This window comes from Actinomyces sp. Marseille-QA0893 (assembly GCF_976954355.1).
This window is the reverse complement of the sequence record NZ_CDRJSY010000002.1, coordinates 198,583-221,915: the sequence shown is the minus strand read 5'-3', so window position 1 is coordinate 221,915 and position 23,333 is coordinate 198,583. Positions and strand designations below refer to the sequence as shown.

15 protein-coding genes are annotated in these 23,333 nt (G+C 57.5%); 12 read left to right on the top strand and 3 right to left on the bottom strand.

Annotated features, from left to right (window positions below):
- The first annotated feature begins 71 nt into the window (after window positions 1-71).
- The 5 genes from ACWNMW_RS03895 (at window position 72) to ACWNMW_RS03875 (ending at window position 13,029) form a co-directional block, all read left to right on the top strand.
- Window positions 72-6,158 (top strand): Ig-like domain-containing protein, encoded by a 6,087-nt coding sequence (locus ACWNMW_RS03895; protein ID WP_449490093.1) that lies wholly within the window; start codon window positions 72-74, stop codon window positions 6,156-6,158.
- 102 nt (window positions 6,159-6,260) lie between these two features.
- On the top strand, window positions 6,261-7,226 hold the full coding sequence (locus ACWNMW_RS03890) for an AAA family ATPase (RefSeq protein ID WP_034500429.1): 966 nt from the start codon (window positions 6,261-6,263) through the stop codon (window positions 7,224-7,226).
- 42 nt (window positions 7,227-7,268) lie between these two features.
- Window positions 7,269-8,570, top strand: a complete 1,302-nt coding sequence (locus ACWNMW_RS03885) for a DUF58 domain-containing protein (RefSeq protein WP_449490092.1) — start codon at window positions 7,269-7,271, stop codon at window positions 8,568-8,570.
- Complete coding sequence (locus ACWNMW_RS03880) at window positions 8,570-11,077, top strand: transglutaminase-like domain-containing protein (RefSeq protein WP_449490091.1); 2,508 nt, start codon at window positions 8,570-8,572, stop codon at window positions 11,075-11,077. Before ACWNMW_RS03885 ends, ACWNMW_RS03880 begins: the two co-directional genes overlap by 1 nt.
- A complete protein-coding gene (locus tag ACWNMW_RS03875) occupies window positions 11,074-13,029 on the top strand; it encodes a protein kinase domain-containing protein (RefSeq protein ID WP_449490090.1) in 1,956 nt (651 codons plus the stop codon). Before ACWNMW_RS03880 ends, ACWNMW_RS03875 begins: the two co-directional genes overlap by 4 nt.
- Before the next feature lie 71 nt (window positions 13,030-13,100).
- Here ACWNMW_RS03875 and ACWNMW_RS03870 read toward each other — a convergent pair whose 3' ends face one another.
- Genes ACWNMW_RS03870 through ACWNMW_RS03860 form a run of 3 tightly spaced genes read right to left on the bottom strand, consistent with a single transcriptional unit; the run spans window position 13,101 to window position 17,043 of the window.
- Window positions 13,101-14,393 (bottom strand): S8 family serine peptidase, encoded by a 1,293-nt coding sequence (locus tag ACWNMW_RS03870; protein WP_449490089.1) that lies wholly within the window; start codon window positions 14,391-14,393, stop codon window positions 13,101-13,103.
- Entirely contained in the window at window positions 14,390-15,733 is a 1,344-nt protein-coding gene (gene eccB / locus ACWNMW_RS03865; protein WP_034500427.1) for a type VII secretion protein EccB, read from the bottom strand. The genes ACWNMW_RS03870 and eccB overlap by 4 nt, the downstream gene beginning before the upstream one ends.
- Window positions 15,733-17,043, bottom strand: coding sequence for an EsaB/YukD family protein (locus tag ACWNMW_RS03860; protein WP_295894119.1), 1,311 nt, complete (start codon window positions 17,041-17,043; stop codon window positions 15,733-15,735). The genes eccB and ACWNMW_RS03860 overlap by 1 nt, the downstream gene beginning before the upstream one ends.
- Window positions 17,044-17,222: 179 nt before the next feature.
- Between ACWNMW_RS03860 and ACWNMW_RS03855 the strand changes: the two genes are divergently transcribed.
- From ACWNMW_RS03855 to ACWNMW_RS03825, 7 genes are all read left to right on the top strand, one after another.
- On the top strand, window positions 17,223-17,543 hold the full coding sequence (locus ACWNMW_RS03855; RefSeq protein ID WP_072456763.1) for a WXG100 family type VII secretion target: 321 nt from the start codon (window positions 17,223-17,225) through the stop codon (window positions 17,541-17,543).
- A 16-nt stretch (window positions 17,544-17,559) separates the two neighbouring features.
- Complete coding sequence (locus ACWNMW_RS03850; protein WP_449490088.1) at window positions 17,560-17,871, top strand: WXG100 family type VII secretion target; 312 nt, start codon at window positions 17,560-17,562, stop codon at window positions 17,869-17,871.
- A gap of 89 nt (window positions 17,872-17,960) precedes the next feature.
- Entirely contained in the window at window positions 17,961-18,581 is a 621-nt protein-coding gene (locus tag ACWNMW_RS03845; RefSeq protein WP_449490087.1) for a hypothetical protein, read from the top strand.
- A gap of 24 nt (window positions 18,582-18,605) precedes the next feature.
- Window positions 18,606-20,312: an alpha/beta hydrolase gene (locus tag ACWNMW_RS03840; RefSeq protein ID WP_449490086.1), complete on the top strand. Its 1,707-nt coding sequence runs from the start codon at window positions 18,606-18,608 to the stop codon at window positions 20,310-20,312.
- A gap of 134 nt (window positions 20,313-20,446) precedes the next feature.
- Window positions 20,447-20,944: a DUF4853 domain-containing protein gene (locus ACWNMW_RS03835; RefSeq protein ID WP_449490085.1), complete on the top strand. Its 498-nt coding sequence runs from the start codon at window positions 20,447-20,449 to the stop codon at window positions 20,942-20,944.
- Between the two features lie 170 nt (window positions 20,945-21,114).
- A complete protein-coding gene (locus ACWNMW_RS03830) occupies window positions 21,115-21,465 on the top strand; it encodes a hypothetical protein (RefSeq protein WP_449490084.1) in 351 nt (116 codons plus the stop codon).
- Window positions 21,466-21,485: 20 nt separating this feature from the next.
- A complete protein-coding gene (locus ACWNMW_RS03825) occupies window positions 21,486-23,318 on the top strand; it encodes an alpha/beta hydrolase (protein ID WP_449490083.1) in 1,833 nt (610 codons plus the stop codon).
- Window positions 23,319-23,333 lie beyond the last annotated feature (15 nt).

Sequence of the window (23,333 nt, the reverse complement as noted above, 5' to 3'; positions counted from 1 at the left end):
GCATGGGACACTAAAAGAGGTCAACTTTAAGAATCGACACCTCTATCCTGTGCAAGAGTGGTGAGAAGTAAATGAAGCAGAAGAATAGTGTTCAGCGAAAGCGCATGAACCGACGCCGGATTCCGGCTGCGTTGGTTGCGGCTTTCACTGTCACTGTTTCAACTCTTGCCATTCTTCACCAGGGCGTTACGACCGCTGAAGTCGACGTCGATGACGGCGGCATTTGGGTGACGAATTCTTCGAAGAAACTCGTTGGCCACCTGAACTACGATTCCCGAATCCTCGATGGTGCTTTCCGAGCGAATACGACGGAATTCGATATCGGGCAGTCCGGCAATGATGTGACTTTTACCGATAAGACCGCTCACTCGGTTGCCCCGGTTGATGTTGCTCAGGTGTCACTGGGTGCCGCAACGTCTCTGCCCGAAAATGCCCGCGTTGTTCAGGGCGGCTCGCGCTTGGCAGTTATGGATGCCTCGGGGGGACAGGTCTGGCTTTCCCAGGTATCCAGCCCTTCATCAACCGCATACACGGATGAGGGCGCAGTTGCCACCGACATGGATCAAGGCGTTGCAACTGTTTCCCAAAAGGGCACTCTTTTTGCGATCTCCCCGCGTGCTGGACGTCGAATTAGTGTGACTCGCGAGGGGCAGCTCGACCGTCTCAAGTCCACCGACATCAAGGGGCTGTCGGCTAACGCCGAATTGATGCTGACCGCTGTTGGTGAACAACCCGTCGCCTTGGATACTCGCAACAGGGTTCTGGTTCTTCCCGATGGCTCCCTGCGCAATCTTGCAGATGATGGAATTAGTGCTTCCGTTACCCTCCAGGATGTCGGCCCGGATTCCTCTTCGGTCCTTCTTGCAACTGATCGTGAACTGATCTCGGTCCCCCTCAAGGGTGGTGCGGTCACGAAGATCCCGGCATCAAGTGATGGGGCTTCAGGAACTCCCGCGCGTCCTGTCTTTCATAAGGGATGCGCGTATGGGGCATGGGCAAAATCGGGCGCATATGTTCGTAACTGCACGGATCCCAGCCTGAATAATCAGATGATCGTTGATTCCCTGAAGAAAGCAACGACGATCGTCTTTAGAACAAACCGCACTCGAATTGTCCTGAATGACACTACTTCGGGATCCGTATGGCTGCCCGAACACAATATGGTCTTGATGGATGACTGGGATAAGCAGGATCCGAATCTTGATAAGAAGGAGAAGGAAGAAGATTCTCCTCAGATCACGGACCAGATTGCTGATCCTCAAAGACAAGATCACAACACGCCTCCCGACGCAGTTGATGATGAGTTCGGTATTCGTCCGGGACGCACAACTACTCTTCCTGTTCTGAACAACGATTCAGACGCAGACGGCGATGTTCTGACTGCTCGACCAGTGACCGATCCTCAATTTGGTAAGGTCACGCGCACTCGCGGTGGCCGAGCGCTGCAGATTACAGATATCGCTGATAACCAAACAGGAAGTACGTCCTTCACTTACGAGGCTTCCGACGGCCAGGCAGTTGACACCGCGAAGGTGACGGTGACCGTCCACCCGTGGGATATGAATTCTGGTCCCAAGCAGCTGCGCGATCCGGGTATCGCTCTGGGACACCGCGCGCAGATTGAATACAACGTTTTGACGGATTGGCAGGACCCGGACGGTGACCCGATCTTCTTGTCCAACGCGCGTGCCCCGGAGGGAATTGAGCTGCAGTTCCGCGAAGAAGGAACTCTTCAGATTCGTGACCTGGGCGCCAGCGTGGGAATCCACACCATCGCTTTGGAAGTTTCTGACGGCCGTACGACCACTTCGGGAACTTTGACCGTTAATGTCCAAAATCCCGGTAACCTTCCGCCGGTCGCCAACGCGGACTTCTATGTCGCGCGTGCTGGCGAAATCACGACGATTTCTCCTTTGGCAAATGACACCGATCCCAACGGTGACAACCTCTCATTGGTTGCACTTTCTGTTGCTCCTGCAGGTAGCCAGATCACGCCGGATCTTGAACTGGGAACCGTCAACTTTGTCGCACAGGCCCCTGGCTCTTACCAGTTCACCTACACGGTGAGTGATGGCCCGGCGACCGCTTTGGGCGTGGTCCGAGTCGATGTTGTCCAAGTTGATGAACAGGCAGTTCCCGTCGCCGAAGATGACTTGGCAGTTCTTCCTGCGGGTGGTTCCGCCCTTGTCGCTCCGCTGAATAATGACTCCGATCCGGCCGGTGGCGTGTTGGTCGTTCAGCAGGTCGAGGTTCCCGACGGCCTCGGACTGGAAGTTACCCTGGTTGACCGTCACCTCTTGCGCATTACTGCGCCGGCGGGTTTGGATTCGTCAGTCTCCTTTGACTACGTGGTCTCCAACGGAACGAATACAGCTCGTGCACGTGTGACCGTGGTTCCTACGACTGCTGAGGATACGAAACTCCCACCCGAGCTCCAGCCTGACCGCACTCGCGTGCGCGTCGGAGATATCGCCTCGGTTCCGGTGCTTGCCAACGACCGTTCTCCTTCAGGATTGACTCTGAAGGTTGACCCGAGTCTTCAGTACACCCCGAACGAGGCCGTGGGTACGCCTTTCGTGACCGGTAACTTGGTCCGCCTCGAGGCCGGCAATACACCCGGTGTCATGCACGTGGCCTATACGGTTCGCGATAGCGCCGGAAACATGGCAACCTCAACGGTTACTTTCGAGGTTCTGGAGAAGAACGGAACGAATGCTCAGCCTCAGCCGAAGGCATTGACTGCGTGGGCAGTCAGCGGTGAAACAACGCGAATTTCCGTGCCTTTGAACGGTATCGATCCCGACGGTGACTCGGTGACTCTTGTTGGCATCGAGCAATCCCCGACTAAGGGCACCGTTGAGCTCGGCGTCGATTGGCTGGAGTACACCCCTGCCCCGAATACCATTGGAACCGATATCTTCACCTACATCGTTGAAGACCGTCAGGGTAAGCAGGCTTCGGCGCGAGTTCGTGTTGGTATCGCGCCTCCGGCTACCTTGAACCAGCCGCCAACGGCGGTACCGGACACGGTTCTTACCCGTCCTAATAGGCAGCTTGGTGTCGCTGTCCTTACCAATGACATCGATCCCGATGGCGATACGATTTCGCTTGTTCCGGGTTCTTTGCAGACCACGACGGAAGAACTCAAGCCCGAAATTCACGGTAATTCCATCTTCCTGACGACTCCTGCCGCGGACGGCTCCTACTTGGTGTCCTACCAGGTCACGGATAATCGCGGCGGTGTTTCACGTGGCACATTGACCATTAACGTCGCCAATGATGCCCAACTTCAACCGCCGATCGCACGCGATGACGTTGTTTCCGCCTCGCAGCTTCCCGCCAAGGGTGGAACTGTTAAGGTCTCGGTCTTGACTAATGACGAGGACCCCGATGGCGATGTCAATAACCTCCGCGTCACGACGAAGGCCGAAGGAGTCGAGGTTTCCGGCTCTGACCTGGTGATTACTCCGAAGGAAGAGCGCATGCTGATCGTCTACACGATCACTGACGCTGATGGTTTAAGTTCCTCGGCGGTTGTGTCCGTCCCCGGACTGGAACGCAATCACCCGGCTATTGACACCACCAAGGTTCCCGTCAAGGTGAGAGCCGGTGAAGATGTCTCCTTGGATATCGCCGACTACGTCATTGTTCGTGACGGTCGCAGCCCGCGCATTACCAATGCGGCGACGCTGCGTCCCTCCGCCGGCATTGATGAGGGCATGACCCTGAGCGATGACCGCCACGTTCACTTCCATGTGAATTCAGAGTGGTCTGGTAAGTCATCTTTCTCCTTCGAAGTCTCCGATGGAGCGGCAGGGGATGACTCGGCGTTGACCTCGACACTGACTATTCCCTTGAAAGTCGAGGCGACCCAAAACCAGCCTGTCACTTTCGTTCCGACCGGAGTTCGGGTCGCTGCAGGTGAAGAAGCCACCGCAGTCGATCTGGCACAGATGGTGCGTGATCCAGAAGGTGCGGATCCTGCTGGCTTCAAGTACGAGATTTCGAACCTCCCCGAGGGCGTGTCAATTAGCCTTGACGGACACACCTTGTTGGTGCGCGCCGATGTCGACCGTGCCAAGGGGCCGGTTGGCATGGTGACCGTCAGCGTTGATGATGGCGCCGGTGCGGTCAGTGGTCAGCTGCCCATTACGGTTGTCGCATCGACTCGCCCCCTCATCCAGGTTTCCGATGCACTTTTGGAGACAGCACGATCGGGCGGACTTGAAGTCGTCGATCTGACTCGTTACACGATCAACCCCTTCCCGGGAACGCCCATTCGCGTTGTCGGTGCCTCCATCCAAATTGGTGAAGGGACCGTTGATCCTCAGGGCACCAACCTGAATATCACCCCCGCTGTTGGATTCCGCGGGCAGATGACGGTTAGGTACCGTTTGATGGATGCGACCGGTGACCCGGACCGTATCGTCGAAGGCAAGGTACGCCTCGTTGTCCGTGACCGTCCCGATGCTCCGACGAATGTCTCGGTCACGGCGACCGGCCCCGGTTCTGCTCTGGTCACCTTCCAGGCGGGAGCAGATAACGGTGCGACGATTACCGGGTTCACTGCTACGGACCGTGCAACTGGCCGCAGCTATTCCTGCCAGTCTGGCTCATGTCAGCTGAACGGCCTCGAGAACGGTCTTCGCCACTCCTTCACGGTTGTCGCACACAATGCGGTCGGTACCTCCGATCCCTCGGCGGCCTCGGCTGAAGTTCTCATTGATATGCGTCCTGAAGCGCCGCTTCCTCCGACCGTCGAGGCTGAAAACGGTGCAATTATCGTGCGCTGGAGACCCCCGACGAACCAAGGCTCCGCAATCCGTAATTACACGCTTTACGTCTACGAGAACGGTGGCGCGCGCCAGATTGAGGTCCCCGGAAACGTGACCGAATACCGAGTCGATGGTCTGCGAAACGGTCAGACCTACTCGGTGGCGATCTCTGCGCGTAACGGTGCCGAAGAACCTTCACCGACGTCTCAGAACTCGCAGAAGGTCGTTCCCTTCGGACCGCCTGAGCGCACGGATGGTATTCGCGTCGAGAACCTTGGTGGTTCAGGTGACCGCGGACGTGTCCGCTTCACGTGGCCAACCCCCAACGCGAATGGTGCGGAAATCACCCGCTACACCATCGAGGTGAACGGTCGCTCCGTTGGTGAAGTTGGTGGAGATAAGAACGAGTACACTGCGGAACTCGCCACCGGTGAGAACTACCATGTGAAGATCCGCGCCTACAACTGGCGCGATCAAAGCTCGGATTCATCTGAGGTTGCCTTCCAGGTCTATACCTCGCCTCTGAACCCGAATGTGTCGTCCTTCTCTTCAACCGCAACGGGCGAGCACGGAATGACCAAGGTGAGCGGCCTCGCTGTCGCACCCGGTCAGGGTTTCAATAACCGCAACCTGCACTTGGAGTGGTCGCGAAGCTCTGGCGGAAATGGGCAGTGGAATTCTGTGACCAGCGGCGAAACCATCAACGTCGGAGCTGATGGCGACATTCAGATTTTCATCCGCCAGGTTGGAAATGTGAACGGCCAAGATGTGCCCGGTAACGCTGTGCCCGTCACGGTAAAGGCAAACTCGAAGCCGGCACCTCCCACGTACAGCATGGTTCTGAACGGTACCTCAGTCGTCGTTAGCTGGGATGCAACCCCGCCTGCTGGCTACCTTGCCCCAGATGAAGTCATCCTCTGGTACAAGGACTCGTCAGGCCCTGCCAGCCCCACGCAGGGCAAGGTCCTGCAGGGAAGCGCAACTTTGAACCCAAGTGGTGGGCAGGTCCTCGAGGTTTCTGTCGGTTCTCAAAACTCTTTGGGAACGACTTGGGGTCGTCTCTCGGGAACCAACATTGAGACCGCAAAGATTAACATTCCCGGTACATTCAGCGGTTCGACATCTCAATGCACCGCCGCGAATGCTCGTGGGGCAGAGCTAGCGGAATGCCAGATGGTCAGCATTACATTGCCCTCGACATGGGCAAGTGACGCGGTGCCACTGCGATGCTCGATGTGGGATGACTTCTCGCAGAGCTACGCGACCTTCACTCCTCGAGGAGGACCAAATTCCACCTTCGAAACGGGCGTTCGACTCAGTAAGGCAAATTCGGGTAATCTTCCGATTTTGCTCGGCCGAGTCACCTGCTCAGTTGCGAGGTAGCCGTGACACCACGTCCCTCCGCCCCGCGCGGGGTACCCAACCCCGCCACACACAATCAATATGCACATCACTCGACACTGAAAGATGAATGGAGTCCCTCCCATGGCGCTTAGCACGCAAGATGCCCAGCGTTTCGCAGAAACCTTCGCTGGCCTCGTCGGCGGTATTTCTCAGGCGCTTCTGGATAAAGAACCAGTGATCCGCCTGGCACTGACAACCATGTTCGCCGGGGGACACCTCCTTCTGGAAGACGCGCCGGGTACCGGAAAGACCGCTCTTGCTCGCGCTATTGCCGCGACCATTGCGGGTACTCATTCGCGTATTCAGTTCACGCCCGACATGCTCCCCAGTGACATCACCGGCGTGAATGTCTACGACCAGAAGAACAACGAGTGGCATTTCCGCTCGGGCCCGATTTTCGCTTCCATCGTCTTGGCTGACGAAATCAACCGCGCCTCGCCCAAGACTCAGTCCGCTCTCCTGGAAGTCATGGAAGAAGCGCAGGTCACGGTCGATGGCGTGACTCACGCTGCGCCTCGCCCTTTCATGGTGATTGCAACGCAAAACCCTGTGGAGCAGGCGGGAACGTACCCGCTCCCCGAAGCTCAGCTTGACCGTTTCTTGATGAAGGCCTCGGTCGGCTATCCCTCGCGTGCAGCCATGGCGGAAATCCTCGACGGTTCGGCGGCCCCGGACCGCTCGAAGCGCCTCAAGCCCCTGTTGGATAGTGGTCAGGTTGTGCGCTTGGCGGATTTGGCCGCGCAGACCTACACCGAGCGCGCCGTGCTCGAGTACGTTGCTGCCCTTGCCGAGGCCACGCGCGAAGATGACAGCGCAACCTTGGGTGTGTCGACCCGTGGCGCCATTGGCATGGTCCGGTGCGCGCGTGTGTGGGCAGCCGCTCAGGGCCGCCACTTCGTCCTCCCCGATGACATCAAGGCGCTCGCTGCACCTGTGTGGGCACACCGTATCGTTGTCGACCCGGATGCGGCCTTCTCGGGAGCGACCGCGCAGGGCGTGATTGCTCGCGCACTGTCTTCGGTTCCCGCTCCGGCGGTGAGCGCCTGATAATGCGCGCATCCTTGCAGTATCGAGTAAAGGTGGGTGATCGTGGGTAAGCACTCTTCTGGTAAGCGTGCTGAGAAGCGCTCATCCTTGGCCTCGGCGCGCGCAAATCTGCGTGAATCTCTGAGTGGACTCCGCCAGGGCATTGCGCGGTTTGCGCACTCTGTTGCCTCGGCTCCAGGCATGAAGTACTTGCGCCACGGCGCGCGCTCGGTGACTTCTGTCGGTTGGGCTGTTGGTGCCTCGGTACTCCTTGCTGCACTCGTCTCGTACCTGTGGGGTTGGGTCGAAGCATTCTTCATCGCCTGCGCAGGTGCGGGTGCTCTCCTTATTGCCATCATTTGGGTGATTGTCCCGTCCCCTCACAAGGTTTCGATTCGTCTTCCGCGTCAGCGCATTGTTGCCGGGCAGACGGCCGTCGGCGAAATTACCGCAGAAAACACCTCGGATCGCCGTGCGCGCAGCGGTCTGATCGAGCTTCCTATTGCGTCCTCGGCCTTGCAGTTCTTGGTTCCGCCTTTGGGGGGTCGTGAGGTCTGGAGTGAGGTTTTCTCGGTCGTTACTCACCGCCGTGGCGTTGTCACCGTCGGTCCCGCTCGCGCGCTTCGAGCCGATCCCTTGGGTTTGATTCGTCGTATTGGCACTTGGTCTAAGCCTGTGATTTTGTACGTTCACCCCAAGACGATCCGTATTCCTTTCGATGCCACGGGTATTCACGCGGACGTCGAAGGCGTGACAACCGCGAAACTATCCTCGTCGGATGTGTCTTTCCATGCCTTGCGCGATTACGTTCCCGGTGATGACCGGCGTAATGTGCACTGGCCGATGAGCGCACACACGGGCCGCTTGGTTGTTCGCCAATTCGAGGAAACGCGTCGTTCTCACCATTTGATCATTTTGGATACCCGTCTTGGACAGTGGAGCGATCGCGATTCCTTTGAAAATGCGGTGTCGGTTGCGGCTTCGCTTGCGGTTGCAGATATGGCTGCCTCTCGAAATGTGTCACTATCGACCGTCACCGATTGGGTGACGACGACTGCCGCAACGCGCATGTTGGATGCCCTGTGTGCGATTCAGGATTCCGGGGAGGAAGACCTGATGGCTCGCCTGCGCGAGGCCATCGCGAAGCGCCCGGGCCTTTCCGTCGTCACCGTGGTTGTCGCCCCGACTGTCGACGACAATCAGGCGTCACAGTTGCTCAACGCGATTCCGATCGACGTGCGCAGCGCAGTTGTCCGAGTTCGTCCGGGGCACCCGAAGATGCGTCGCTTGAGTCATGGAACCTTGGCGGATTGTCCTACGCTTGACGATCTGCCTCGACTGGTAGCAGCGGGGGGTCTGTCCTGATGACAACATCAACACAAGGCCTTCATCTTGATGCGCGCGCGGGCTTCCAAGTATCGCGCGCCGGTTTGCCCGCCTGGTTCCTCATCGGCTTGGTTGCGCTTTTCCTTCCAACAATCTGGATTCACGAGGCCGTATTCGGTTCGTGGGCTGGCTTGCGTGCCGCCGGCGCTGGCGTTGCTGCGGGACTTTTCGTTGCGTGGGTCTCGTCCTTCTGGCGTTGGGATACGATCTCTTCGATTGCGGGGCTCATCGCGACCCACTTCCTTGTTGGCGGAGTGGCTGCTTATCCCTCGACGACTTTCTATGGCCTTCCAACCGCCCGGACCCTGCAGCTCTTGGTTTTACAGGTCGTGTATTCGTGGAAAGACCTGTTAACTGTTACCCCTCCGGCCTCGGCGTACATCGGTCCCACGATGGTTCCGTGGCTGACGGGACTCCTGTGTTCTTTCATCGCAGCTCTCCTCGTTCTGCGGTCAGGACGCGCGATCGCGGCGGTTCTTCCCGTTGCAATCATGGGCATTGTTGGCATCGCGTGGGGTAAAGGTGGAACTTTCCCGAATATCTACCTGGTCGCTGTGTGGTGGGCGCTTGCCTTGGGCTGGTGCGCGTGGGCAGGACAGTATCGTCGCCTCGAGGCCGGTCTAGACGTTCGCGTCGGAGGAGCGATCGATGCCGATGCGGCAACGACCCTGGGTGAAACAACTCGGGGAGGGTCGCAGGGCACGATCCACGTGGGACGCCAAATTGCGGGCGGGCTCTTGGTTATTGCCCTGGTTGCGGGCGCAGCTGTTCCACTGACGAACCTTTACGGCCCGTGGTATTCGCGCATCGTTCTGCGTGATGTCGTTCAACCCCCGTTGGATGCTCGCCAGTATCCTTCGCCTTTGTCTGCTTTCCGCCACTACAACGTGGATCTCAAAGAAGACACATTGATTCACGTGGATGGTTTGCCCGAGGGCGCGCGCGTGCGTATCGGTGTCATGGATAGCTACGACGGCACCACGATGACCATGTTGTCGCCGGGTAGGGGACCGTCAAACGGCTATATTCACGTCGGATCGACCTTGCCTCAGCACAAGCCTGTTGAAGGCAGCTCGACCGCCCAGATGTCCTTGAAGACCTCGCAGCTTTTGGGGCCGTGGGTCCCCATCGTGGGAACCCCCTCGACTATGGTCTTCAACCAGGACGCATCTGCCTCGGGTACTCAAGCTACCGCGCAAGCGACGACTCTTCAGGACGGTCTTTACTACGATGCCTGGGCTAATGCCGCACTGTCGACCACGAAGAATGTCCAGGGCGGGAACATGGAGTATTCCACGGAGTCGATGATCGTTCCGATCTGGTCTGATGGTCAGCTTTCCGGAACTCACGCTGTGCCCTATACCGGTGGAGACACCAGTGTCCCGGACGAAATTCGTGAGTTCGCAACCCAGAAGTCTGCTGCCGAGCAGGGAGACCTTGCAAAAGCTCGAGCAATCGAACGTCACCTGAAGGAGAAGGGCTTCTACGAGAACGCCGATGATCCCAAGTCCCGCCCGGGTAGCCGCGCGGACCGTTTGACTCGCATGCTCGAAAGCGAGCAGATGGTCGGTGACGATGAGCAGTACTCCGTGCTCATGGCCCTGATGCTGCACAGCTTGGGCATGAACGCTCGCGTTGTCATGGGCGCCTACCCGAATGACTCGAAGGGTGGAGACATTGACCTGCGCGGTTCAGATATTCACGCGTGGGTTGAGGTTGAATTCCAGGGTGTCGGCTGGGCGATTTTTGACCCGACACCGCCCAGGGATCAGAAGCCGATTACAGAGGAAACTCGTCCTCGCTCGGTCCCGCGTCCCCAGGTGCTCCAACCCCCGGAGCCTCCCGAAGAACCGGCAGATCTTCCGCCTTCGACGTCGGATCGTGGTTCGGATTCGAATGATGATTCTCGTTTGAAGATCCCGTGGGGAGCTATTGCAACCGGTAGCGGTGTTCTTGCCTTGCTGACGGTTCCGTTGCTTGCCATTCTTGTGGCAAAGAGTCGTCGCCGTAAGAAGCGTCGCGGGGCTGTGCCTTCACGTGCGCTTACGGGTTCGTGGGATGAGGTCGTTGATCTTGCGCGCGATGCGGGCGTTGTCGTTCCCACGGATATGACTCGCCAGGAGGCCGCGTGGATGCTCACCTCTTCACCTTTGTGGCCGGCGAGTGCCGCGAAGCCTGGATCAATGTCGAACGCGCAGTGGTACCAGTTTGGTGAGGAATTGCCCAGACCAGTACGCGTTGCGCGCGCGGCTGATACCGCGGACTTCTCCGGTGACGAGGCCCTTGCGCAGCAGGCCGATGAATCGTGGCAGATCGTTGATGAACTCAGCAGTGAGCTGAAATCGAATGCGTCGCGTTGGACCAGGATTCGTCGTGCACTGTCTGTGACCTCTTTGAGCGCACGCTACCGCCAAAAGCATGGAGCATCTCCGCTTGGGGTGCTTCGTCGACGCCTCCGCCATCCTTTTAGAGGACACCAGTCATGACGCCTTCGGTTCCAGCACGTCGTCTTCCGCCCCCTGAACTGCCTGGTCACACGTGGCTGCGTTCGCTCGGCTCGGGTGGTTTCGCGGACGTGCATCTGTATCGCCAAGAACAGCCTGCGCGCGAAGTTGCCGTGAAGGTTGCGCGCTCGGTGGGCGATCAGGTGGAGTATGCGCAGATTCGCCACGAGGCCGATGTGATGACCTCCATCGCCGGCCATCCCGCCGTGGTGGAGTTGTATTCCATTGGAACCTCTCCGGATGGGCGTCCCTATCTGGAGATGGAGTTTTGCCCGGTAGCAAATGTGGCCGAGCAGGTGCGGCGAATGCCCTTGGCTGTGGATCGTGCGCTTGACGTCGTGATCAGGCTGTGCGGCGGCGTCGAAATGCTGCACCGCAATGGCTATGTTCATCGCGATATCAAGCCCGCGAATGTCATGTTCGATTCCTACTCCTACCCGGTGCTCGGTGACTTTGGTGTTGCTGCTCGCATCGGTGCTCTGGAGAAGGGGAGCTTGGATGGTTTTTCTGTTCTTTGGGCTCCCCCGGAACAGCACAATCGTTCGACTCATGCGCATCCGACCCAGGACGTGTGGGCGCTGGCAACCACGCTGTGGACTTTCCTGAGCGGTCGTAGTCCTTTCGAGGACCCGGTTGGTGACAATAGTGCTGCTTCTGTTGCCGCCCGCGTGTACGAGGGACGAATTCGTGGTCTTTCGCGCCCTGATGCCCCCAAGGAACTGGAACGGGTCTTGCGCCACGCGATGCAATTGGATCCGCGAAAGCGAACCTCTTCTGCCGCCGAGTTAGGCCGTCAGCTCCAAGAAATTCAGACGCTCATGGGGCGTCCTGTGACGAAGATGGAGCTGCGCGATGGAAATGCGCTCTCCAGTTTTGGTGGGCAGTCCGCATCGGGGTCTTCGGCGGACTCTTCTGCGTCATGGAATGCGGACCAGTCGGATCAATTTTCCGGGGGAGCCGCTCAAGACGAGGCAACGCGTCTTCGTGCGATGCCATCGATTGATGCGGAGCGTACGCGCCTGCGTCCATCTTCTGTGGATCTTCGCCCCTCGTCGGCTCCCGATTATTCCTTTACTTCCCCCGCAGCTACCGGGGGGCCTGTTGGCGGCGATGTTCCTGCCAGCCCGGCCACGGCCTCGGGGATCAATGCAGCTCAGGAGGGTGCTTCAGGTGCGGCGTTAACGCAAGCTGGCGCTACTGAACTTGGGGATCCTTCCGCAGCTAATCCGCAGATGGGTCAGGTGCCTGCACCTGGGGGAGGGGCGAGCGAGGCGTTTGGGGCGGGCTATGCGCCTGCGCCGGACTCGTGGCGAGCTCCAGGGCACACGACCGAGAACACTTTCGATACCTCGCATCCCTTGGGATATCTGCCAGATGGTCGAGCTTCGGGCCCGAAGAGAATCATCGCGATCGTTGCGCTTGTCGTCTTGGGAATGGTTGTTTTAGGCGCTGTTATTGTCGCAATGCTGACGGGCGGCGGGAAGATTGTCGGTGTCGGCGATACGACCCCGACTCCCTCCGCAAGCGTGACGTCAAGCGCTCAAGGAGAAGATCCTGTTTCGGTTCCTCCGCCTGCGGTCGAGCAGCTCGTTGCCCGCGTGAACGGGGACAATATTCAGTGGAGTTGGACGGATCCCGCGGCTGCTTCCTCTTCGGCTGGCCGCAGGCGCTACGTGTACACGGTGAGTAAGCCCGGCCAAGATGATGTCGTCGCGGATACTCGTCAGAATGCGGTTTCCGTGAAGACCGTTCCCGGTGACGTGTGCATCGAGGTTGTTTCGGTGGCGGAAAACGGTCGTTCTTCACAGCCGACGAAGGCCTGCGTGAAGATCGGGGACGATGGGCAGCTGATCGAGCAGCCCACTCCGAGCCAAAGCGCACAAAAGAGCGCTCAACCGAGCACTCCAGCTCCCACGCAATCAAGCGCTCACTAGACAGGCGGGAAGGCGACCGGGGGACGTCGGGAGAGCGGAGCGCTCGCGGCGCTCCCGACCCGTCGCGTACCCTACTCGTCTTTCGCGCGGAGGCGGCGGATCAGCAGGACTGCAATGACAATTGTTAGTCCCGCACCGGAAATCCCAAGCGCCCACAGCCTGCGCGGAGTCGTCGTATCAACGGGGAGATCCGGTTTAACTATGACCGGGTTCGCGGTTTTTTGGATCGGCGGGTAGATCGGGTTTTGGGGCCCGGGCATGGTCCCGTCGTTGACAAAATTGAGCGCATTGAAGGGCGCGACAATTCCCCACCCTTCCTCGGCGGTGCGCTGCGAAGGCGAGCTGCGCAAGGCGGTTGCGAGGAGCCGGTACTTCCACTGGTCTGGCGTTTCATCGGGATAGCGTGCTGCGATCAGTGCGGTGATTGCGCCCATGTATCCCGTTGCGTACGAGGTCGATGCCCCTTGGGCGGCGAACATACAGTCACCGTTGGCGAAGAAGGTGGTTGCGATCTGTGCACCGGGAGCTGCGATTTCAACGTGCGTTCCGTGGACGACAGACTGACTGGGGTTACCTTGCGCGTCAACCGCGGTGACGGACAGGGCCTCGGGGTATCCCGCGGGGAAGCGGACCGCTGTGTCTTGCGAACCCGAGTTTGCATTCTGTTCGACGTTTCCAGCCGAAGCGACCACCAGCGCTCCCTTGGAGTGCGCGTATTGGGTGGCTGTGCGCAGGGCGACATCGTCAGAGGTCAAGGATTGCGGGACAACGATCACGCGAATCCCCTGATCCGCAGCCCAACGAATACCGTCGGCTGTTCGCGCAGCTGTCGGCCCCTTTCCCGCGCGCTTGGCGTCGTCGCTCGAGTCGACGTAGACGCGCACGGGGACGATCGTGGATTGCGGGGCAAAACCGACGACGCCCGATCCTGAGACTTCTCGCGCGGCAATTTGCCCGGCGATTGCGGTCCCGTGCCCGGAGGAGTCCTTTCGTCCGTCGCCGGATTCGACGAGGTCGACGCCGGGTTCTACCGCATCCTTAAAGTGCGCGTTGCTCGCGGCGACTCCGGAATCAACCAGTGCAACGCGAACGTTCCCACGGGAGAGTTCCAGTGCCTCTTTCATTCCGAGGAAGGAATACGCGGAGGGAGCTTGGGCGAGCCACTTGTCGACGCCGATTTGGCAGGGTTCTTCCGGCGCCTTCGAGGGCCCGTTTCCTGCCTTGGGCTGTGAGTGCTCGTTTTCGGAGGCGCTCTGAGTGCTTTCCGGTGTCGGAGTGTCAGCGTTGGCAGCGGGGATTGCTGTGCTTGCAAAGAGGGCAAGCACAGCGCAGGAGCCGAGGAACGCCTTCTTGACGCGTGTCACTGAGCACCCACCGTTTCCCATGCGGCACTCGAGGTGAGTTCTTGTCCTTCGGGGATCAGTGCGAGCCACGCTGCAGGTAGGGGAGAGACTGCGTTTTCGGGCAGCCCGAGTCGCGCCAGCGAATCGGCCGGATTTGATCCCAGCCCGTGTGCCTTCCCGAGGTCGGAGACGAAGATGACCGGTCCTGCCGCGCCGCCAGATGAGGCTCGAACTAGGGCGCCGGAACCACCGCGAACGTTGATATCGCGCGGCTTGAGTTGGGCCATTTGGGTGGTCGAGAGAGACATGAGCTTCGTCGAGGCCTGGGAATGGTTGATGGTCAACTGCGCGCAGGGCAGTTCGTCGCCGCCGAGGACTTCGCCAACTTGAGTGGGCCAGTCGGCGGGGATGATTCCCTGGGTGGACACGGTCAGCGATGCGAGCTCTGAGAGGTCGATCATGAGGTTTTGCGGGCTTCCGCGATCTGCCCACGAGGCCTGGTAGAGCTTGTAGGAGAAGTCCGTGAGCGGGGTGATCGTTCCGTCGCCGGTGATGACGTAGCGCCTGGGCGTGCCTGATTCATCAACTTCGATCAGTGTTCCGACCTGTGCGGCCGTGATTCGTGATGACATTCCCGATACGGGGCGGCCCAAGTTGGGGATGTTGAGCGGGGCCAATGTTGACCCTTCGGTGAACAAACTCAGCCAGCTTGCACTGACCGGGGTGACATTACGTCCCGACAGGTCCAGGACGTTAATAATGGCTTGAGACCGCGCAGGATCGATGGGGTAGCGGACGCCGCCTGAGACCAGGTAGAGACGGCCTTCGTTTGATACTAGTGCGGTGTTGGCGTTTTGGAGCCCATCGGGGTTACCAGCGACCCAAGTTTTCATACCTGAGGACGAGGCGCAGGACGTCCACTCGTAGGAATGAAGCTGGGAGGCTGCAGGGATATCGTCGGGGACGTCGCTCAGTCCGATCGCACTTCCTCTCGGAATACCTTCAAGTGAGGAGGTCGCGACCGACGAGGTCACCATCTTGCCGTTCTCACTGAGAAGCTTCGCGGAAGTGACATTGGAAATCGGGCGCAGGGTTCCTTCGATGGAGTAGTAGCGTGCGCCTTCGCCCTTGGTGATGATCAGGTGTGAGTTTTCCCAGCCTGATGGCAATGTCGGCAAGAAGCGTCCAATTGCCACTGCGATCAAGACGACAACAGCGGCTATGGATGCTCCAACGATGAGCGGGCGAGTAGTCGATTTTGATTCGAGTTCCTTGCCCCCCGGAGTGCCCGAAGTGAAGGCGGTGACCAGTCTGCGGCGGTTGAATCGCTGGGCTTCGAGGATGTCCTTATTAGATGGCATTAGAGCACTCCCCACACCAAAGTTGCGATCGGCACCAGTGCAAGCATGCTGACAAGAGAAAGGGCGTCAGCGATTCGAGTGACCCATGGGCGCATCTTGGGATCAATAACGGTCAGTGCCAGGACCAAGCCGGTTGCGACGAAGAGAAGCAAAACGACGGGAATGAGCGCCTGAGGCATCAAGACTGCGCTTCCGATTGCGCCGCTGAGAATCAGGATGATTCCCAGCAGTGCACCGATAAGAACTTCGGTGCGTGAGCGCAGTGAGCGCGTTGAGAGCAAGAGCGCAACGCCCGCACAGATCAGGAGGAGCAGTGAGTAGCGCGTATCGAGGAGGAGTGGGATACAGATCAGGCTTCCCAGTGAAGCACCAGTTTTGAGGGAAACGGTCAGAATATAACCCTCGTGAACCTTGTGGACGACCTCGTAGGGATCGATAGTTTCTTGGATTCCTGTCACGCGCACAGGAATTCTGGCCATGGCAAACCAGGGTGCGATCAAAATAAGCACTATTAATAAGGTATAGACCGCACTTGCTGCGCGTTGCGTGGAAAGGTGTGCGAAGCCAGTCAATAGGCCAATTGCTGTGGCCGAGAAACCGTAGGTGAGCGGTGCCGTGATGGATCCGCGCAGAGCTTTCGGGAGAACGACAAGGAGTACCGAGGCGCTCACCATCGCTGCAATTCCAAAGCCTGCAAGGGGAAGACCTGACCAAGAGCCGGGAATCGCGCTCATGACAGCTGCGCCCGCGAGGATCGGAATTGAGTGGGCAAGAGATAGCGGTGCGAGGCGTGATGAGTTGCGTGCGATGACCGCGCAGGCGAGGGAAGCGAGGACTGCGCCGGATAATCCGACGATGAGTCCCATGGTGCTTCCGCGTCCTCCTGTGAAGATGAGGACGGCTGCTGTGAGGACCAAAAGCGCAGAAGCATGTGTGCTAAGATCGACCGAATTGTCAGAATTCCACGGAGCCTGATCATTTTCGACCGCGGTTCCTACCGCTTCCACCAGGTCGTCATAGCGCAAATCCTGTGTGCTGTCGCCAATTTTCGACAGAATTAGAACGGATCCTGCTTGGATTCCCTGATTGATCAGAGTCTGGCTTTGGTCGAGGACCTTGCCCTGAGAATTCGTAATTCGGTAGCCCTGAGAGGCAGAACTTGCAGATAATTGTGTGATTTGCGACACAATATTCGGGGCAAATTCTGCCAGTGCAACGTTGGTCGGCACCGACATATCGACGGTGTTCTCACCCATGCGAATGCTAACGGGCATAAGGGCTGGAGGCCTGGATGCGGTAGTGCTTGCCATGAGGTTCCTTTGCTCAATAGTGCTGTCTTAAGCCTAGCTGGTTTCATGAAACCTGTATTTGCATTCCCAGATCGCTTCGATAATGTAATACCTGACATCGAGATTGTGCCCTCCGTTACAGGGTCTCAATCGCATAGAGAACTTCGGGGAAACCCGAACAACAATTAGGAGGGTGAACTGTGAGCGGTGCAAATATTTCTGCTGAACAAGCGAACTATAATGCAATCCGTAAGGCGGTGAGCAGTCTGCAGGCGGATATCAATGCTCTGAACGGTCAGGTCCGCAATGAAGTAGAGACCGTGGCTGCAAGCTGGCAAGGTGGAACATCGCAGGCATTCCGTTCGATTATGAATGACTGGAACGAAGGTTCGAATAGGGCAACGACGGCACTCACTGAGTTTGACCAATCGCTTGCCTCTGTCAGCGCCCAAACTATTCAGAACGAACAAGATGCCCAGCAGGCTGTCGCCAAGACCGGCGTAACCATGCTGAACATGTGAGTAGATCGGAAAAGAAATGAACGGTGGGGATTTCAAGGTAACCCCTGGTCAGCTTATGTCAACTTCTGCGGCTCTGAAACTTCAGGCTGACACTCTGAGAGCTCACCTCGAGCAGTTCAACAATGATGTCGCGGCTCGTAGCGCCACATGGGAAGGTGCTGCTAAGGAGTCCTACACTCAGAAGCAGGGTGAGTGGAGCGCTGGTATGGAGCAGATGCACGCTGCACTTCTTGCTTTTGCGGAATTGGTGGATCGAATCGCTGGCAACTATGTTGCGACAGACAGGCAGGGTGAAGCGACCTTCAATGGTATGGGAATTGGTCGCTGAGTCTTCTTCGACGCATTGCGCATAAGAAGCATGCATATGACTGTGGGTGAGCATTTCACATGCTCACCCACAGTCATACACTCAACAACTTGATCAGTCGAAGTGGACTGATCGTTCTATTCGCTTCCTTCTTCGAAGGGTTCACGATGACCGTCATCAACGTTGTCGCCGGGGAATACGGATCAACAGCGGTCACTCTGTCGCAGGTTTCGAGTGAGCTACAGGGTGCAAAGATCGACGACCTATCCGAGACTGTCCAAGAATCGATGAATGGCGCTCAGTCGATTTCGACAGCGGGCACCGTGGAATCTCGCTACACGTCTCTCCTCCAGACTCATTCCACGGCCCTGAGCGAACTAGCCAGCGCTGCGCGCAGCGCTGGAGTGAATCTCGATCTGACCGAAGCGCAGAATATGGCGGCTGTCAATAGCCAGGGGCAGGCGGTGCCTGGCGGTGCGAATATGGGCTCTGCGGCCTCGTCAGTCATCGCGCAAAAGGCAACCGCGCTCAATGACCCAGCCCGCGGCTCACTGCGCTCGGGATACGCCATGGAGACGCTGCCGACGACTACCGGAGGGGCGCAGGTGGATACGCCCGTCTACCGGCCAGGCCAGGGGATGCCTCCCTACGCGCCGAGTCCAACCGACTATCCGGAGGGGGACGGTTTCGTTTCGCTCCCCACACCACCCAAGATTCCCGTCATGGCGTAATTCAGGCGTAGTGAAGGACTAACAATGTCGTTAACGTGGGGCCAGATCCAGACCTGGAGTTCAGCCGGTTTGTCCACCTACGCGGGGACGGTTGGCGCAAGGCGAGACACTGTCGTGAAGCAAGCTGATGCTCTTCAGGCGCACATGACTTCCTTCAAGGGTGAGGGAGCGACCGCGGACGCGCTGCGTGCGAAGATGGGCGTTGCTCACAAGGAACTGATGACGCTCGCTGATGATCTTCTTGAAATCCAAGAGGCCGTCAAAGTCGCAATGGGTGATGTTTCCCAGGTCGAGAACGCGGTCAAGGTTGCGCTGCAACAGGCGTCCACGACGCACTGCACGATTTCTGCGGATGGAATAGCGACATGCAATTCTCCTGGAAACTCAATGAGCCAGTACACGCGGCAAAGCATCGAATTTTCGGTTAATCGATTGGTGGGTCAGGCGGTTGACTTGGCCAATACTGCTGACACGACGTTGAACGCTCGGTTGAAAACCGTCGGAACGCCGGGGAGTACCGCGAAATCGACCTCGACGCAGACGCATGATCTCTCGGATGCAGAACAGAAGAAGTTCAAGAAGATGACGCCCGAGGAGCGCGCGAAGTATTGGTCGCAGCAATCTGAGGCGCAGAAACAGTATCTGTGTGACAAGTACCCGGATCTGATCGGTAATGCAGACGGCGTTGAGGGCTGGGCGCGGGACCGAGCGAACAGAAATCGTCTCCCGAAACTGAAGCAGGAAGCAAAGGACAATGTCTCCACGTACACGGAGCTCTTGAAGAGTCCGTGGATTGATGGCAATACCCGTGCGTTCTACCTGAGTGAGCTGGATAAGGCAGAGAAGGCTGTGAAAGCCTACGAGGCCGTGGAAGAGCAGCTTGACAAGGGCATTAGCCTTGAGGACTACCAGCACGGGACGAAGGGGGATCCTGTATCGCTCCTGACTCTTCAAAACGATGGCGGGCGAGTCAAGGCCGCGATGGGTCAAGGCGACGTTGATCATGCGAAGAACGTGGCGACTTTTGTCCCCGGTATCGGCACGACAGTCGAAGGCAGCATGGGTGACTACATGCGACAAACCAAAAACCTCCGTAGCGCTGCGATGGCTCAGGGGAACCTGTCTGCGCGTGATGTCGCGACTGTTGCCTGGCTGGGCTATGACGCCCCGGGTAAGGCTGATTTGAGTCAGCCTCAGAATATTCCGGGGATCATTTCCCCCTTCCTCGCAAAAGCGGGTTCAGACCGTTTGGCTGGTTTCATGAACGGTATGCAGGCGTCGCGTGACTACGGCGCGGGCGATGCGCACATGACTCTTGTCGGCCATTCCTATGGCTCAAGTACCTCTGGCATGGCGGCAACAAAGGTCAAGTACGGCGTGATCGATGACCTAGTGCTGTGTGGTTCTCCCGGTATGGGGACCTACGATGCGAAAAACTACCACGTTGATCAAAATCATCTGTGGGTCTCGGGCGTCCCGAAGGGCGATAGTGTCCAGGGTATGGGGGCAATCAGAGGCGGAATCGTCGGTAGCTTGGGCAAGAATCCCATGGACTCTGATTCAGGGTTTACTCACCTCTCGGACGATGCGACAGGCTCGCCGAAATACAACAAGGATGCGCCCGCAAGTAAGCCGTTTAATTTCAATTTCGATAACCACAGTATCTATTTGGAAGATGGCACCGAAACGCTACAGGATATCGGTCGCGTCGCTGCAGGGGTGAAGCGCTGATGCGCGCGTTGTGGCGCTCTGCGCTGGGGGCAGTGTGTGCGCTGGCCCTAGCAGCATGTTCGCCCTTCCTTAAGGGCCCCCAGAGTACGACTACGCAGTCAGCGTCACCATCACAGAGCGGAAAGGCAACAAGCATGGTCTATTGGGATGGAAGCCTCCCCCTGGAGCAGCGTCAGTCCATTCAGGCGTTTCAGCGTGATGAGGAACCGAAGATTCTTGAGTTTCGTCGTCGCCTTGCCGAGGCCGGTGGCGGAGGTGCGTGGGAAGCGCGCAGTTTTGGGTCGGCGATCAATAAGGAAACTGACCAATCGTCAGGCCATGAGCAGCCAGCGTGGGAGCTTGTTGGGCAAGATGTTGCTGGTCCTTATGTTCCCGTTCCTGAGGTTGAGAGGATCGGGCGCGAGGTCTTGTCTGAAACCTACTCTAATTATGAGTTGGGGTCGGACAAGGGCGGTGTGCGTCAGCTGTCGTGGAGTGACCCGGTCAATGGTGGCTTCTTGTATGTGACTGTTCATGAGGGGAAAGTGACCTTGATGCGCTATCAGACGGGTTTGCGTCCCTCGGATGGGACGACGGAGAATCCGCGTGATTTCATCGCGGGGCGCGTCGATATCGACATCCCGGAAGACTGATCAATTTTCTTGGCAATGTTGAACCATCTGTTCAGCAATGCTAGTGTGATCGGTGCAACAAATGTGTTGTGCTGGTAAAGAGAATCCAGTCGATACATAAATGAATTCAATATTTTCAGTCAAGGCTGACTGGTTATTTACTAGTGCTTTTTGTCATGGGAGGTTGCGCGATGGCTGTTATCAATTGCGTCTCGGCGGAGTATGACTCCGCGTCACAGGATCTCAGTAATGTGGCGTCTGAGCTTCAGGGCGCACAGATTAATGATTTTTCGGAGGCCGTCGAGACTGCAATGCGGGGTGCGCGGGCAATCAAGGGTGCTTCCACGACCGAGGATTGCTTTAGATCTCTTCTTGTCGCCCACTCGAAGGCACTCTACGAACTTGCCAGCGCGGCGAAGGCAGCCGGAGTGAACTTGCAACTCACTGAGCAGCAGAACACCCAGGCCGTAGGGAATAGTCGAAGCGTCGTTGTCAGTGGAAGTGCGGGTCGTCGTACTGCCCAAGTTTTTGCGGTCGCCTAAAGTTTGGGGAGAAAGAAAAAATGCCTACCTGGTCAGATATTCAACTGTGGAATTCTGAGGCGCTATCGAGCTATGCCGAAACGCTGAATTCGAGGAAGCAAACAATCGATCAGCAAGTTGCGACGCTTGAGAATCGCCAAAATAGCTTTCAAGGCGAGGGGCAAACTGCAGATGCGCTGCGTTTGGCGATGGCGACTGCTCATGCGGCGTTGCGTGGAATCTCAGAGCAGATGCAAGAAGTTCGCGGTGCAGTTACAAAGACAGTCTCTTCTGTCGAACATGTGCGCTCTCTGGTTCACGCTGCTCAATCGGCCGCGGCAGCTCGGGGATGCATGATTGGAGACAACGGCATTCCATTTAGCCCGCGTCCTCCTCAATCGGGCGAGCCGGACAAATCATCTGAAGTTACTCCTTTTATTCGGCAGGCGCTTGCAGAAGCAGAGAAGGTTGATGATGCCTTCTACGCACTTTTAACAACGACGGGGATGAACGTCTCTTCAGCGAAATATTCGAACATAGGTGTCCATGCTCTGTCCGCAGTTGAGCAAGAGAATTTCAAGAACATGCCGACGGAAGAGCGGGCACGCTATTGGTCGCAACAGTCTCCAGAACAAAAGAGATTTCTTTGTGATAACTACCCTGACCTCATTGGCAATGCTGACGGCGTCGAGGCGTGGGCGCGAGACCGTGCGAATCGGCTTCGCCTACCAAAACTCAAGCAAGCAGCACAGAATGAAGTCGATGAAATCAAGTCTGAATTGAAAAAGTGTGTTGAACACCCCTCTGTCCGTTATGTGGAACTCCTAGAACGTCTAACGAAAGCTCAGGCTCGATTGGACGCCTACAAAAAAATTGAAGAAAAACTTACAGATTGGGGTCCTATTGATCCTAACGTTAAAGACGGAACGCAGGTAGGTTTCTCCTCTACATACGGAAAGCAGCGTCCGGGGTATCTCTCGCTCCTAACCCTCCAAGAAGAGAACGGGCGCGTGCTAGCTGCCGTGGCTCAAGGTGACGTTGACCATGCAAAGAATGTTGCAACCGTCGTACCGGGCATCGGAACGACGGTTGAGAAAAGTCTTGAAAGCGAACTTACGCGGGGTGCAAACCTGAGAAACGCGGCAGCTGCAGAAGGCAATATCGATACAAAAGATGTGGCAGTGGTCTCATGGCTGGGATATGAGGCTCCTCCGGCACCTTCTAAAGATCTTGGAGAAGATCTCAAGATTGTGACAATGGACTTGGCTGAAAAGGGATCGGATAAACTGGCAGGTTTCTTAACAGGAGTGAATGCGTCTCGCATATACGGCGCAGGCGACGCAAATATGACCTTGTTGGGCCACTCCTATGGCTCAGTCGTTTCGGGACGAGCAACGACAAAGATTGCAGACGGCGTCGTTGACAATGAAATATTGTTCGGCTCTCCTGGAATGGGAACCTATGACCCCTCAGAAATACACGTTCCTGAAGGACGTCGTTTCGTATCGGGTGTTCCAAAGGGAGATTGGGTCCAAGGTGCGAGTGACGATAGATGGGCGTACTACTTAGGGTTAGGCGCTCCGGCGGCACCGCTCATCCCATTCGCAGAGTTGTACGGGGTTGGTCAGCTCGGTATGGATCCAATGAATCACGACTCAACTTTCATTCCGATTTCAAGCGATGCCACAGGATCCTACGCGTATGCTGATGGGCTGTTTGATGCAGGATCCAAGACGGTCTTGAGAAATCACAGCGTCTACATGGATCCAGGTACTGGAACGCTCCGCGACATGGGTCGCATTGTTGCGGGTCAAGATCCGAGGCGTTATTACTACGACTACCCGCTGACAAAGCCAACACCTCCGCTTGCCTAGCAAGAACGCGTCCTA

Coding starts and splice junctions, on each gene's coding strand:
- ACWNMW_RS03835 (WP_449490085.1), top strand. CDS start 20,447: ATGGTCTATTGGGATGGAAGCCTCCCCCTGGAGCAGCGTCAGTCCATT.
- ACWNMW_RS03860 (WP_295894119.1), bottom strand. CDS start 17,043: ATGGCAAGCACTACCGCATCCAGGCCTCCAGCCCTTATGCCCGTTAGC.
- ACWNMW_RS03830 (WP_449490084.1), top strand. CDS start 21,115: ATGGCTGTTATCAATTGCGTCTCGGCGGAGTATGACTCCGCGTCACAG.
- ACWNMW_RS03825 (WP_449490083.1), top strand. CDS start 21,486: ATGCCTACCTGGTCAGATATTCAACTGTGGAATTCTGAGGCGCTATCG.
- ACWNMW_RS03895 (WP_449490093.1), top strand. CDS start 72: ATGAAGCAGAAGAATAGTGTTCAGCGAAAGCGCATGAACCGACGCCGG.
- ACWNMW_RS03875 (WP_449490090.1), top strand. CDS start 11,074: ATGACGCCTTCGGTTCCAGCACGTCGTCTTCCGCCCCCTGAACTGCCT.
- ACWNMW_RS03840 (WP_449490086.1), top strand. CDS start 18,606: ATGTCGTTAACGTGGGGCCAGATCCAGACCTGGAGTTCAGCCGGTTTG.
- ACWNMW_RS03850 (WP_449490088.1), top strand. CDS start 17,560: ATGAACGGTGGGGATTTCAAGGTAACCCCTGGTCAGCTTATGTCAACT.
- ACWNMW_RS03890 (WP_034500429.1), top strand. CDS start 6,261: ATGGCGCTTAGCACGCAAGATGCCCAGCGTTTCGCAGAAACCTTCGCT.
- eccB (WP_034500427.1), bottom strand. CDS start 15,733: ATGCCATCTAATAAGGACATCCTCGAAGCCCAGCGATTCAACCGCCGC.
- ACWNMW_RS03880 (WP_449490091.1), top strand. CDS start 8,570: ATGACAACATCAACACAAGGCCTTCATCTTGATGCGCGCGCGGGCTTC.